Raw genomic sequence first — 12,792 nt, forward strand, 5'->3', positions numbered from 1 at the left:
TCCTTCTTCGTCTGGCCACGCCTCAGTAACGAGGGTGAGCCGCGCCGGTTCCGCGCAGGCGCTGCCCATTACACGCGCTTGGCCCCCGCTCGCGGTTGAGATACTAAGGCGGCCATCTATTCGGGGGACGGGATCGTCGTGGGGCAATTGGCATTCCTGCTCATCGGCTCGGATTCCCTGCGCAAGCGATGGTTCGTCATCGCGGCGCTGGGCGCCGTGCTGACGGTGCTCGGCCTTCTGATCATTTTCGACGCCACCGACGGCGTGACCATCGTCGCCACCCAGGTCTTCGGCCTGCTCTTCGTCATCCAGGGCATCCTCGCGCTCGTCTCGCTGCTGGGAACCGGGCCGAATGTCGGGAGCTACCTGACCGCAGCGCGCGGCGTGTTCCTGCTGTTCATCGCGGGCCTGATCCTCGATTTTCCGTACAAGAACGACCTCGCCGTCACGACCCTGTTCGCCCTCGCATTCATCGTGGACGGGATGCTGCGCATCCTCACCGCCAATGCGCTGCGCTATTCCGCCTGGCGCGCGGTGATCGCGTTCGGCCTATTCGAGTTCCTGATCGCGGCGCTGATCATCACCGACTGGCCAATCCCGCGGGCGAAGAACATCCCCTTCTGCGTCGGCCTCAGCCTCATGTTCTCGGGCTGGGTGCTGCTGCGCATGAGCCTGATGCTCAAGAAGCTCGAACCGGAAGTGGCGATCCTGGCGCTGCCCATGTTCGCGCAACGCGCCTGGTACGACAACGCGCCGGTGCTCATCGGCCTGGAGGACGAGGCCAAGCCCGAGCACCCGATGATCGTCCATGTCTGGACCCCCGTGGGCTCGGCCGACGTGGCGCGGCGGCGCCTCGTCCTCGACCGCTACATCGCGGCGGTGGACCGCAACGGCGTGATCTCCACCGGCCATGCCGCGCTGGAAGCCCAGCCGGACCTCTATATCAGCCACTATCCGGCGGTGGAGATCGACCGCAGCTCCGGCGACTTCATGGCCATGTTCAAGGCCACCAAGGAGAACGACTTCGCGGGCCGCTTCCAGCCCTCCTATGCGGTGGAGGCCGCCGGCTGGTGCGAGTCGGATTCCGATGTGATCTTCCACAATTACAGCCCACGCCGCCTGCGCGCCTTCTGGGCCGGCTACCGGCAGGACAACACCTACAACCTCACCAACCGGAACTGCTCGGTGGCCGTCGCATCGGCGCTCGATGCGGCCCTGGAAGGCTCGCTCGCCACCAAATATCCGTGGGCACGCCTCATCCGGCTGCTCTGCAATCCCGACATGTGGGTGGCGGTCATGCTGCGCCAGCGCGCGGAAACCATGACCTGGACCCCCGGCTACGCGCTCGACTATGCCCGCGCCATGCACCGGCTGGTGGAGCCGGTCCAGGTCTCCTGGATGGAGCGCCTGCGCGGCGCCATCCGGCACTTCCGCACCCCGCATTCCGTACGCGCCGCATCCGAGGCCGCCCCGCTCGACAGCAAGGAAACCGCCCCGTGACCGCCATCGCCCCCGCCTCCTCCAACTTGCTTTCGCGCGGGGCGGTGATCGCGACCGCGATGATGTTCGGGCTGACCTACAGCCTCAGCGCCGCATTGATCGCCCTCGACCTCGCCGAGCGGGGCCTGAGCGAGGCGGCTATCGGCGCCAATGCGGCCATGCATGCCATCGGCATCCTCGCCACCGCCATGGTGCTGCCGCGCATGGTCGCCGCATTCGGCGTGCGCAAGCTCATCCTCGCGGCGCTCGCCCTCGCGGCCGTGACGCTCATGGGCTTCCCGCTGATGCCGCTGGTGTGGCTGTGGTTCCCGCTGCGCTTCGTCCTGGGCGTCGCCTCGGAGACGCTGTTCGTCCTCTCCGAGACCTGGATCAACAGCCTCTCCACCGAAGAGACCCGGGCGCGGGCCATGGCCACCTACACCGCCGCGCTTTCGGTGGGGTTCGCGCTTGGCCCGCTGATCCTCTCCGTGATCGGCACGGCCGGCGCCCTGCCCTATGCGGTGGGTGCCGGGCTGGCGTTATTCTCCGCCTTGTTTGTCGCCTCGCCGAAGGTGGTCGCGCCGGTCTTCGACGCCCCCAGTCATTCCAGCCCGATCCATTACATGCGCCTCGCCCCTCTGGCCCTCTCGGCCACGCTGCTCAATGCGGCGCTGGAAGCCGCGGGCCTGTCCTTCCTCGCCATCTATGCGGTGAACGTGGGCTGGAGCGAGGGCGACGCGACGCGGCTCATCACCTGCATGATGGTGGGCGCCATCCTCCTTCAGCTCCCCATCGGCTGGCTGGGCGACAAGATGGACCGGCGCAAGCTGGTGATCATCCTGGCGCTGATCGCCACCGCTGGCGCCCTGATCTGGCCGCTGACCATGGGCCACGAATGGGCGGCCTATGCGCTTCTGTTTGTCTGGGGCGGCTCGTTCGTGGGCGTCGCCACCATCATGCTGACCGTGGTGGGCAGCCGCTTCAAGGGTGGCGAACTGGTCGGCATCTATGCGGTCATGGGCCTCGTGTGGGGCGGCGGCGCGCTGGTGGGGCCGCTGGCAGCGGGGCTCGCCATGCAGACCTTCCTGCACGGCCTTGCCTATTTCGCCGCCATAGCCTGCGGCGCGTTCGCTCTCGCCGCCCTTTTCCTGAAGCGGGACACCTGACGCAAAGGCAGATGTCCAGTTTGGAAAAAGCGTAAGCGTCGCTGCTGTTAAATTACTGTAATAATTTATTAAAATCTTCACTTCCACTTTGGATTTGGTAAGGTCCTGCCATCGGGCGAAACTATCGGGGGAGCTTCCCATGAAGACTTGGTTGAGTGCAGCCGTCATTGCCGGGACGCTCGCCGTAGCGGCTCCTGCCATGGCGCAGTCCAGCGCGCAGACGGCGATGCCGGCGGCCAACTGGCTGTTCGTCCAGGCGGCGGATTCCGCGACCGTCGACGGCTCCAAGCTGGTGCTGAAGGGCGTCGCCCCGCAGACCGTCATGTTCGCCGACCGTCCCGAGCGCATGACCGGCGACACCACCACGGCGAGCTTCGTGAAGCTGTGGACCGACGGCAAGGACAGCTTCCAGAAGGACCCGCCCAACGCCACCCTTTCGGTGACCGTGGACGGCAAGTCCCAGGTGTCCGTGGTTGAGCTGTCCGACCCGGTCCTGTCGGGCGACACGCTCACCTACAACATCAAGGTGCTGAGCAACGAGAAGCCGGTCTCCGGCCAGGCGGCGAGCCTCTTCATCGACTGGTGGTATGGCGGCCCTGGCCGTTGCTGGCGCGGCCCGTATGGTGGCCTGCACTGCGGCTGGTGAGCTCTGTTTCGGGAAAGCCCCCGCTCCGTCCGGAGCGGGGGCTTTTCTTTTTCCGGGCATAGGATGAGCTTGCACGCACCGTCAGGCCCGCAACGAGGCCCGAGGGCATCTTCCTGACACCCGCCATGCGCCTGCGCGACATGGTAAGCTCAAGACCATGGTCGAGCCCGCCCGCCTGTCACTGAACACCGCGACCGTGCGGGAAAGATGGACGCTTCGGCAGTGCATCGAGGGATGCGCCCGCCATGGCATTGGCGGCATTTCCCCCTGGCGGGACATGCTCGCCGCCTGCGGCGTGGCTGAAGCGGCGCGTCTCATCCAGGACCATGGCCTGACCGTGACCGGCCTGTGCCGGGGCGGCATGTTTCCCGCCGCCACCGCCAGCGGTTTCCAGCGCAACCTCGACGACAACCGGCGCGCCATAGACGAGGCGGCCGCCATCGGCGCCCGGTGCCTCGTTCTCGTGGTGGGCGGCCTGCCCGAGGGCTCGAAGAGCCTTGCCGGAGCCCGGGCGCAGGTCCGCGAGGGAATCGCCGCCGTTCTGGATCACGCCCGCAGGGCGGGCATTCCCCTGGCCATCGAGCCCCTGCACCCGATGTATGCCGGCGACCGCTCCTGCGTGACGTCCCTCGCCGAGGCCAACGACCTGTGCGACGCGCTGGGGCCGGGGGTCGGCATCGCCCTCGACGTCTATCATGTCTGGTGGGACGCGGCCCTGGCGCGCGAGATCGTGCGTGCGGGACGGGAACGCCTTCTGGCCTTTCACGTCTGCGACTGGCTGGTGCCCACGCGCGACCTCCTGTTCGACCGGGGCATGATGGGGGACGGGGTCATCGACATCCCCCTCATCCGGCGCATGGTGGAAGCCGTGGGCTATGACGGCCTCATCGAGGTGGAAATCTTCTCGCGCGATCATTGGTGGAAGGAAGACCCGGACGAGGTCCTGCGCACCCTCATCGCCCGCGCGCGCACCAGCATCTGACCCTCGGTGAATCGAAAGCGGCTTTCGGAAGGGCCGGTGAATCGCGCCCCCGCAGGCTCATGTGAGTCGGGCCAGCCAGCCCTTGAAGATGCGCGCTGACGCAAAAACGCCGGGCCGGAGCCCTGGACCGCCGGCGGCGCTCTATCTGATGGAGGGATTCTGTCGCTGTTGCCTTTGGCAGCAACGGAAAGGGTTCGGGATAGCCCTTTTAGATCAAATTCTTAACTGGTCGGAGTGGCAGGATTTGAACCTGCGACCCCCACGTCCCGAACGTGGTGCGCTACCAGACTGCGCTACACTCCGAACCAAGGCGCGAGCCTCTAGCATGCGTCGCGGGAGGGAAGCAAGGCCGTTCTCGAACGGCGTCGCTTGAACCCCCCTCGCCCGCGTGCCATAGGAGGCCCGCCCGTCATGGGCGATTTGTGGCCCAAGGGAGTAGCGGACCATGGTGAACGACGGCAGCGCGGGCGGTCTCATGACGGGAAAGCGCGGGCTGATTCTCGGCGTCGCCAACAACCGCTCCATTGCATACGGCATCGCGAAGGCCGCGCGCGCCCATGGCGCGGAGATCGCCCTCACCTATCAGGGTGAGGCGCTGAAGAAGCGCGTGGAGCCGCTGGCGGCGGAGCTGGGCGGCCATCTGGTCGGCCATTGCGACGTCACCGAGCCGGCCAGCATGGACGCGGTGTTCGCCGAGACGGAGAAGCTGTTCGGCAAGCTGGACTTCCTCGTCCACGCCATCGCCTTCTCCAACAAGGACGAGCTGGACGGCCGCTATGTGGACACCACGGCCGACAATTTCACCAAGACCATGTTCATCTCCTGCTACTCCTTCACGGCCGTCGCCCAGCGCGCGGAGAAGCTGATGAGCGATGGCGGCTCGCTTCTCACGCTCACCTATTACGGCGCCGAGAAGTGGATGCCCCACTACAATGTCATGGGCGTCGCCAAAGCCGCGCTGGAGGCGAGCGTGCGCTATCTCGCCGCCGACCTCGGGCCGAAGAACATCCGCGTCAACGCCATCTCCGCCGGCCCCATCAAGACGCTGGCCGCGTCCGGCATCGGCGACTTCCGCTACATCCTGAAGTGGAACGAACTGAACTCCCCGCTCCGCCGCACCGTCACCACGGACGAGGTGGGCGACACCGGCGTCTATCTTCTCTCAGATTTGTCGCGCGGCGTGACGGGAGAGGTGCATCATGTGGATGCCGGCTATCATATCGTCGGCATGAAGCACCCCGATGCGCCGGACCTGGCGCTCGTGCGCGACTGAAGGAGCTGACAGGATGAGCAAGCTGAAAACCCTTTCCGCAGCTTTTCTCCTGTCCCTCGGCACGGCTTCGGGCGCGCTGGCGCAAAGCTGGACGAGCTTCCAGGAATATCCGCTGAGCGAGCGCATCTTCGGCCCCGGCGGCGCGATCTTCCCGAATTACGTCACCCCCTCCGAATCGAGCATCGCCTATCTCACCGGCAGCGCCGGCGGGCCAAAGGGCACGGCCTTCGGGGCAGCGACGGTGGATTTCCTCTGCCAGACTGGGCAGCGGCCGACGATCGCCGTGCTCAACGCCCCGGCGAGAGGCAAGGTGGTGGTCTCGCCCGGCACGTTCATCGCCAGCGGCACCGACGCCGGCTCCACCTTCTGCCTGGGCCGGCCCGTCAGCGGGGCGGTGGTGCGCTATGTGGGCCGTCCGCCCAAGGGCGGCGCAAGGATCGCGCTGCGCGTGACCTACCCCAATCTCGGGGCATGGTATGATCATGTCGTAGAGGTGCCCTACCGGTGAGGTCGGTCGCCTGTTTCAGGCTCGCACGTCCCCGGTTCCAAAAAGGGGAGGTCGGATCATGAGCTTCAAAACCCACCCCGCGCCGCGGGGGATTCTGGCAGGCATTGTGCTGGCCGGCGCCGTCTCGGCCGCCGCCAGCCCCGCCTTCGCCCGCGCCGACAACGACCCCGACGCCTATGTGGTGAATTTCTACACCGGCGGCGGCGACGGCGTGCTGTTCGCGGCCGGCACCGCCAACCAGCAATGCACCAATCAGGGCGAGCCGCAGATCACCGTCATCAGCGCCTCCCCCGGCGTGCACCTGAACATCCGGCTCGGTACGTACGTCGTCACGGGCACGGATTACGGCTATCTCGTCTGCCTCGGCCGCAGGCTGCCGGGCACCATCGTCACCGGCTCAGGCGCGGGACAGGCGACCATCCGCGTCGCCTATCCGCCCATCGGCCAGTGGTACACGCACACGATCACATTGCCCGGCCGATGACGCGCCTCTTCCTGGTACGCCACGGCGAAACGGACTGGAACATCGCCGGCCGCCTGCAAGGCCGCCGTGACATCACGCTGAACAGCCTCGGGCGGGCCCAGGCGGCGCAGGTGGGCCGCGTGCTCAATCAGGTGACAGGGGACGTGCGCACGCTCACCTATGTCTCAAGCCCGCTCTCGCGGGCCGTGGAGACCATGCGCATCCTGCGCACCGCGCTCGACCTGCCGGCATCTGAATTCGCACAGGACCACGATCTCGCGGAACTCTCCTTCGGCCGGTGGGAGGGCCACACCTGGCCCGAGCTGCGCCAGCGCTATTCCACCCACGTCCGGGCGCGTGATCTCGATCCCTGGGGATTCGTGCCGCCGGACGGGGAAAGCTATGCCACGCTGAGCGAACGGGCGGTGGCCGCCGTGGACCGCATTCCGGGCGATGCCGTGGTGGTGACCCATGGCGGCGTCATCCGTGCGCTCCTGCACGCCAAGGCCGGCATGCCCCAAAGCGAGGCGACCATCGTTCCCGTGCGCCAGGGGGCGGTCTATGTGCTGGCCGGCGGCAGGTTCCAGGTGGCTGAATAAGCAGCGCGCCCGGAGGCGTGATTGCGTTCCCGCCTCAGCCGCCGCCTACCTTCTGCCGGTGCAGGACCGGTGGGCGGAAAGCCAGCAGCTTGTCGATGCGCCGGCCGTCCATGTCGACGATCTCGAAGCGCCAGCCATAAGCGTCGAACACCGCCCCCACTTCGGGCAGCTCCTTGATCTGGGACAAGGCGAAGCCCGCCACCGTGTGGTAGCTGCCGTCCTCCGGCAGCTCCGCGTCGATCACTTCGCGCAATTCGTCCACCGGCGTCTCGCCGGAGATGAGGAAGGAGCCGTCCTGCCGCTCCACCACATGCCGCTCATGCACATGGTCGGTCTCGGGGATGGAGCCGGTGATGGCGACCAGCAGATCGTAGCCGGTGACGACCCCGACCATGTCGCCATATTCGTCCACCACGATGCCCATGGGCACCTCGGCGCTGCGCAGGACGCGCATGGCTTCCAGCGCCCCCACGGTCTCCACCAGGAACGGCACGGTCTCCACGAACGCGCGCGGGTCCGGCGTCTCGCCCTTCAGATAGGCGTTGAGGAGGCGCTTGGCCTGGATCACGCCCAGGGTCTCCTCGGGAGATTTCTCGCAGGCGGGCATGCGGCTATGGGGCGCGTCCAGCAGCGCCGCGCGGATTTCCTCGGCGCTGGCGGTGACGTCCACCCACTCCACGTCCGGGCGCGGGGTCATGATGGCGGTGACCGGACGGTCGGCAAGGCGCATCACGCCCGAAATCATCCGCCGCTCCGCCGGCTCGATGACGCCGGCGCCCTCCGCCTCGGCGATGATGGCGCGGATCTCCTCGTCCGTGACACCGCTGCCTTCCCCCGCTTTGCTGCCAAGGAGGCGCAGCACGAGCTGGGTCGAGAGGTCCAGCAACCAGACAGCCGGAGCCGCGACCTTCGACAGGGAGATCATCAGCGGCGCGAGGATGACGGCGAGGCTCTCGGGGTTGCGCAGGGCCATGCGCTTCGGGATCAATTCGCCGATCACCAGCGAAACATAGGTGATACCCGCCACAGCGATGGCATAGCCCAAAGGATCGGACAGATTGTGCGGCAGGCCGAGATCCGCGAGGCTATTGCCCACCCACTCGCCCAGGCTTGCGCCGGAGAAGGCGCCGGCGAGGATGCCGATAAGGGTGATGCCGATCTGAACCGTGGAGAGAAAACGGCCCGGCTCGGCGCCAAGCGCGAGCGCCGCCTTCGCACCCTTATGGCCGCGATCCGCCCGAGTGCGCAGGCGCGCGGGGCGGGAGGAGACGATGGAGAGCTCCGCAGCAGCCAAAACGGCGTTGAGCAACACCAGGAAAAGAACGATCAGGATCTCGATAATGGGCATGGCGAAGAGAAGGGCACCTTTCGTCCCGTCCTCCATAGCATAGCCTCGCGGCCGATGCGTGAGGGATCGCGCCGCAGTGGGCCAGAGCCTTCAATTTTGGAGGAAATTCATCTAGACAGCGCGACAGATCGGAAGCGAGGCCATGTCGTTCAACACGTTCGGACATCTGTTCCGGGTCACGACCTTCGGGGAAAGCCACGGCCCTGCCATCGGCTGCGTCGTGGACGGCTGCCCGCCCGGCCTGCGCTTTGCGCTTGAGGACATCCAGGCCGCGCTGGACCGTCGCAGGCCCGGCCAGTCGCGCTTCACCACCCAGCGCCGCGAGCCGGATGAGGTGCGCATCCTCTCGGGTACGCTGGAGCATCCCGAGGGCGGGCTCGTCACCACGGGCACGCCGGTGGCCATGCTGATCGAGAATGTGGACCAACGCTCCAAGGATTATTCCGACATTGCCGGCAGCTACCGGCCGGGCCACGCGGATTTCACCTATGACGTGAAATACGGCATCCGCGACCATCGCGGCGGCGGCCGCTCCTCCGCGCGCGAGACCGCCATGCGGGTCGCCGCCGGCGCGCTGGCGGCCAAGGTGCTGCCGGACGTCACCGTGCGCGGCGCGCTGGTGCGCATCGGCGAAATCGAGATCGACCGCAGCCGATGGGATTGGGCCGAGGTGCCGAACAACCCCTTCTTCTGCCCCGATCCCGGCACCGTGCCGCTCTGGACCGAGTATCTCGACGGCATCCGCAAGGCCGGCTCTTCCGTGGGGGCTGTCATCGAGCTGGTGGCGGAAGGCGTTCCCCCCGGCCTCGGCGCGCCCATCTATGGCAAGCTCGATTCGGACATCACCGCGGCCCTCATGGGCATCAATGCGGTGAAGGGCGTGGAGATCGGCGAAGGCTTCAACGCCGCCCTGCTCACCGGCGAGGAGAATGCCGACGAGATGCGGCGCGGGAATGAGGGACGGCCCGCTTTTCTTGCCAACCATGCGGGCGGCATCCTGGGCGGCATCTCCACGGGGGCGCCTGTGATCGCGCGCTTTGCCGTGAAGCCCACCTCTTCCATCCTCACGCCCCGCAAGACGGTGGACAAATACGGCGAGGAGACAGACCTCATCACCAAGGGGCGGCACGACCCCTGCGTCGGCATCCGCGCCGTGCCGGTGGGCGAGGGCATGCTCTCCTGCGTGCTGGCGGACCATTTCCTGCGCCATCGCGGCCAGGTCGGCGACACGCCCCGCTGGCCCTTCGAACGGTGATTTTCAGTTTTACTGAAATCTCATAAATTTTCATTGAGACTGAAAAACAGCTTTGCTAGCTTGGCCGCATGAAACTGACGGATTGGCTGGAAAGCACCGGAACGACACGCAGCGCCTTCGCGCGGCAGGTGGGGCTCTCGCCCGCCAGCGTGACGTCCTTGTGCAACGATGCCCGCGCCTGGGTCTCCCGCGAGACGGCAGAGCGCATCGCGGAAGCCACCGGCCAAGCCGTCACCCCCAATGACCTTCTCGGCCTAGCGCCGCCGCGCATTCGAGGTGTTCCCGTGACCGACAGCGCCCAGTCCCGCGTCCAATCCGCCATCGAGGCCATCGCGCGCGGGGACATTGTCGTCGTGACCGACGATGACGACCGCGAGAATGAAGGCGACCTCATCCTCGCCGCCTCCCTCACGACGCCGGAGAAGATGGCGTTCGTGATCCGCAATACTTCCGGCATCGTCTGCACCCCCCTGCCCCCGTCCGAGGCGAAGCGCCTGCGGCTGGAGCCCATGGTGGCGAACAATGACGCGCCCATGGGCACCGCCTTCACGGTCTCCGTGGACGTGAAGCACGGCACCACCACCGGCATCTCGGCCGAGGAGCGCACGAATACGGTGCGCGCGCTTGCCAACCCAAACATGGGCGCCGCCGATTTCGTGCGGCCGGGCCATGTCTTCCCCCTCATCGCCAAGGAAGGTGGCGTACTCATGCGCTCCGGCCACACCGAGGCGGCAGTGGACCTGTGCCGGCTGGCCGGCCTGCCCCCGGTGGGCGTCATCGCCGAGCTGGTGAATGATGACGGCACCGTCCAGCGGGGCGCGCAGGTGACGGCCTTTGCGGACAAGCACAGCCTCGTGCGCATCTCGGTGGCGGACCTCATCGCCTATCGTCAGGCGCGCGAGAAGCTGGTGTCCCGCTCGGCGGAATTCCCGGTCCCGACCTCCATCGGCGAGATGAAGGGCTATTCCTTCCTCACCCCGTTCGAGAGCGTGAACCACCTCGCCGTGGTGCTCGGCCGCATCGGTGACGGGGAGAACGTCCTGGTGCGCCTGCATCGTGCCGACCCCATCGCCGACGCGTTCGGCGGCGCGAAGACGGTGCAGAAGGCGCTGGAGCGCATCCAGGCGGAGGGCCGGGGCGTGCTCGTCTATCTCCGCGACGGCACCTCGGGCGTGCCCGCCACCGCCATGGGCCATTCCGACAAGAGCGCCAGCGAGGCGGAGCGCGACCAGCATTGGCGGGAAGTGGGCCTCGGCGCACAGATCCTGCGAGACCTCGGCGTGGTCTCCATCCGCCTTCTGGCCTCGAAGGCGCGGACCTATGTGGGCTTGGCCGGCTTCGGCATCGAGATCGTGGAGACCGAATCCCTCGATTCGTGACGCGCTGAAGAAACAGGCGGCTAACCTCTTCCTCACGGGGCGGCTTGGTGGCAGCATGATGCGACGCATCATTCCTGCTGCCGTTCCCTTTAGGAGGAAGCCATGGCTCAGCGGAAGTTGGGTGTCGCTGTCTTTCTCGCAGCCCTGGCCTGGGCGCTCGCGCCTGCGACCGCTTCCGCCGCGCCGGCCCAGAAGGCTGACAATGTGGTGGACGTCCAGCTCGTCCTGGCGGTGGACATTTCCTATTCCATGGACCCGGACGAGCAAGCCTTGCAACGCGAGGGCTATGCGGCGGCGCTGATTTCCAGCGAGTTCCTGGACGCCCTCAAGCTCGGCCCCAACGGGCGGATCGCGGTGACCTATGTGGAATGGGCCGGCGAAAGCGAGCAGCGGGTGATATTGCCGTGGCAGATCGTCGACGGCCCGGCGAGCGCGAAGGCGCTCTCCGACGCCATCCTCGCGACGCCGCTGCGGCGGGCCTATCGCACATCCATTTCCGGCGCCCTGCTGTTCTCCTCCAAGCTGTTCCAGTCCAGCGGCTATCGCGGCCTGCGCAACGTGATCGACGTGTCCGGTGACGGGGTCAACAATCAGGGCCCGCCGGTGACGCGGGTGCGCGACGAGGTGGTGAGCCGCGGCGTCACCATCAACGGCCTGCCCTTGCTGCTGAAACGGGGCACCAATTCCGCCATGGATGTGCCGGAGCTGGACCTCTACTATGAGGATTGCGTCATCGGCGGCGCCGGGGCTTTCGTCATCCCGGTGCGCTCCACGGCGGAGTTCGCCCGCGCCATCAAGACCAAGCTGGTGCTGGAAGTGGCCGGAGTGAAGCCCCCATCCGCGTCATCGCGCGTCGTACCGGTGGTGGACCCCGCCCGCGTCTCCTGCCTTGTGGGCGAGCGCATGTGGCAAGAGCACTGGAACAATTGAGGCCGGCCGGATTCCTTTGCCCACGTAGCAACTAAACAACCGTCATGCCCGGGCTTGGCCCGGGCATCCACGTCCCACCGTTCGCTCAGCACATGCGGAGCCGCGTGGATGGCCGGGACAAGCCCGGCCATGACGTGACGGCTTTCACGTTGCAGCTTACTTAGAGCTGCCCCTCACTTCTTCTGAGCGGCGGCCAGCTCGTAGCACATCTGAAGATGCATCTCGATCATGGGCAGGGTCTTCTTGGCGAAGGCCTGCACCACCTTGTTGTCCCCGCCCTTGGCATAGCCGGCGAAGAGGCCCACCGCATCCTGGTGGCCCTTGGTCTGGGCGGCGATGTAGTCCGCCTCAAAGGTCGCGCCCTCTTCGGACTTCAGGCGCGCCATGATCTTGTCCAGCTCGTCGCCGAGGCCCGCCGGCGGGGTGATGCCGGTATTCGCCTTGCCCAGGGCCGCGACGTAGTTCTTCCCGATCTGGGTGTGGTCCTTGATCATCTTCTTGGCGAAGGCGACGATCTTCTTGTTCTTGGTCTTGGTCAGCGCGAGCTGGCTCGACACGATCTCGAACTGGTTGGCGGCGGCGGCGGTCTCCACGAACGCCTTGGTGCTCGGCACGGTCGCGGCGGCGGCGAGAGCGGCCGGCGTGGGACCGGCGGCGGCGGCCGTCGGCATGCTCATGGTCTGCGCGGAAGCCAGCGTGGCGCTCAAAGCCAAGGCCACGGCGGAGGCGAAAATAACAGCCCTCATTGCCCTCTCCCCGAAAAG

At 66.8% G+C, this 12,792-nt stretch carries 13 protein-coding genes and 1 tRNA gene; 11 read left to right on the forward strand and 3 right to left on the reverse strand.

The window, feature by feature from the left end; genetic code table 11:
* Positions 1-138 precede the first annotated feature (138 nt).
* From ABLE91_RS17815 to ABLE91_RS17830, 4 genes are all read left to right on the forward strand, one after another.
* A complete protein-coding gene (locus ABLE91_RS17815) occupies positions 139-1,500 on the forward strand; it encodes an HdeD family acid-resistance protein (RefSeq protein WP_348932825.1) in 1,362 nt (453 codons plus the stop codon).
* Between the two features lie 59 nt (positions 1,501-1,559).
* Complete coding sequence (locus ABLE91_RS17820) at positions 1,560-2,645, forward strand: MFS transporter (RefSeq protein ID WP_510181972.1); 1,086 nt, start codon at positions 1,560-1,562, stop codon at positions 2,643-2,645.
* Between the two features lie 139 nt (positions 2,646-2,784).
* The gene (locus ABLE91_RS17825) at positions 2,785-3,291 is read left to right on the forward strand and encodes a hypothetical protein (RefSeq protein ID WP_348932829.1); all 507 of its coding nucleotides are present in this window, start codon (positions 2,785-2,787) and stop codon (positions 3,289-3,291) included.
* A gap of 157 nt (positions 3,292-3,448) precedes the next feature.
* Positions 3,449-4,273, forward strand: coding sequence for a sugar phosphate isomerase/epimerase family protein (locus tag ABLE91_RS17830; RefSeq protein WP_348932831.1), 825 nt, complete (start codon positions 3,449-3,451; stop codon positions 4,271-4,273).
* A gap of 226 nt (positions 4,274-4,499) precedes the next feature.
* Here ABLE91_RS17830 and ABLE91_RS17835 read toward each other — a convergent pair.
* Positions 4,500-4,576, reverse strand: a tRNA-Pro gene (locus ABLE91_RS17835).
* A gap of 142 nt (positions 4,577-4,718) precedes the next feature.
* On the opposite strand from ABLE91_RS17835, the gene fabI reads away from it, so the two are divergent.
* From fabI to ABLE91_RS17855, 4 genes are read left to right on the forward strand one after another with little or no spacing between them, the layout of a single operon-like run.
* The gene (gene fabI, locus ABLE91_RS17840) at positions 4,719-5,546 is read left to right on the forward strand and encodes an enoyl-ACP reductase FabI (protein WP_348932832.1); all 828 of its coding nucleotides are present in this window, start codon (positions 4,719-4,721) and stop codon (positions 5,544-5,546) included.
* A gap of 13 nt (positions 5,547-5,559) precedes the next feature.
* Complete coding sequence (locus ABLE91_RS17845; protein WP_348932834.1) at positions 5,560-6,054, forward strand: hypothetical protein; 495 nt, start codon at positions 5,560-5,562, stop codon at positions 6,052-6,054.
* A gap of 58 nt (positions 6,055-6,112) precedes the next feature.
* Entirely contained in the window at positions 6,113-6,538 is a 426-nt protein-coding gene (locus tag ABLE91_RS17850; protein ID WP_348932836.1) for a hypothetical protein, read from the forward strand.
* A complete protein-coding gene (locus ABLE91_RS17855) occupies positions 6,535-7,116 on the forward strand; it encodes a histidine phosphatase family protein (RefSeq protein WP_348932837.1) in 582 nt (193 codons plus the stop codon). The genes ABLE91_RS17850 and ABLE91_RS17855 overlap by 4 nt, the downstream gene beginning before the upstream one ends.
* Positions 7,117-7,150: 34 nt before the next feature.
* Here ABLE91_RS17855 and ABLE91_RS17860 read toward each other — a convergent pair whose 3' ends face one another.
* Positions 7,151-8,464 carry a hemolysin family protein gene (locus tag ABLE91_RS17860; RefSeq protein WP_348932839.1) on the reverse strand — a complete coding sequence of 438 codons (1,314 nt, stop codon included), beginning with the start codon at positions 8,462-8,464 and terminating at the stop codon, positions 7,151-7,153.
* 142 nt (positions 8,465-8,606) lie between these two features.
* Between ABLE91_RS17860 and aroC the strand changes: the two genes are divergently transcribed.
* From aroC to ABLE91_RS17875, 3 genes are all read left to right on the forward strand, one after another.
* On the forward strand, positions 8,607-9,719 hold the full coding sequence (aroC, locus tag ABLE91_RS17865; RefSeq protein WP_348932841.1) for a chorismate synthase: 1,113 nt from the start codon (positions 8,607-8,609) through the stop codon (positions 9,717-9,719).
* Positions 9,720-9,787: 68 nt separating this feature from the next.
* Positions 9,788-11,098, forward strand: coding sequence for a 3,4-dihydroxy-2-butanone-4-phosphate synthase (gene ribB, locus ABLE91_RS17870; RefSeq protein WP_348932844.1), 1,311 nt, complete (start codon positions 9,788-9,790; stop codon positions 11,096-11,098).
* A 102-nt stretch (positions 11,099-11,200) separates the two neighbouring features.
* Positions 11,201-12,028 (forward strand): DUF1194 domain-containing protein, encoded by an 828-nt coding sequence (locus ABLE91_RS17875; protein ID WP_348932846.1) that lies wholly within the window; start codon positions 11,201-11,203, stop codon positions 12,026-12,028.
* A gap of 173 nt (positions 12,029-12,201) precedes the next feature.
* Here ABLE91_RS17875 and ABLE91_RS17880 read toward each other — a convergent pair whose 3' ends face one another.
* Entirely contained in the window at positions 12,202-12,774 is a 573-nt protein-coding gene (locus ABLE91_RS17880; RefSeq protein WP_348932848.1) for a DUF4142 domain-containing protein, read from the reverse strand.
* Positions 12,775-12,792 lie beyond the last annotated feature (18 nt).

Origin of the sequence: Aquabacter albus, assembly GCF_040049275.1 — a bacterium.
Taxonomy (GTDB): Bacteria; Pseudomonadota; Alphaproteobacteria; order Rhizobiales; family Xanthobacteraceae; genus Aquabacter.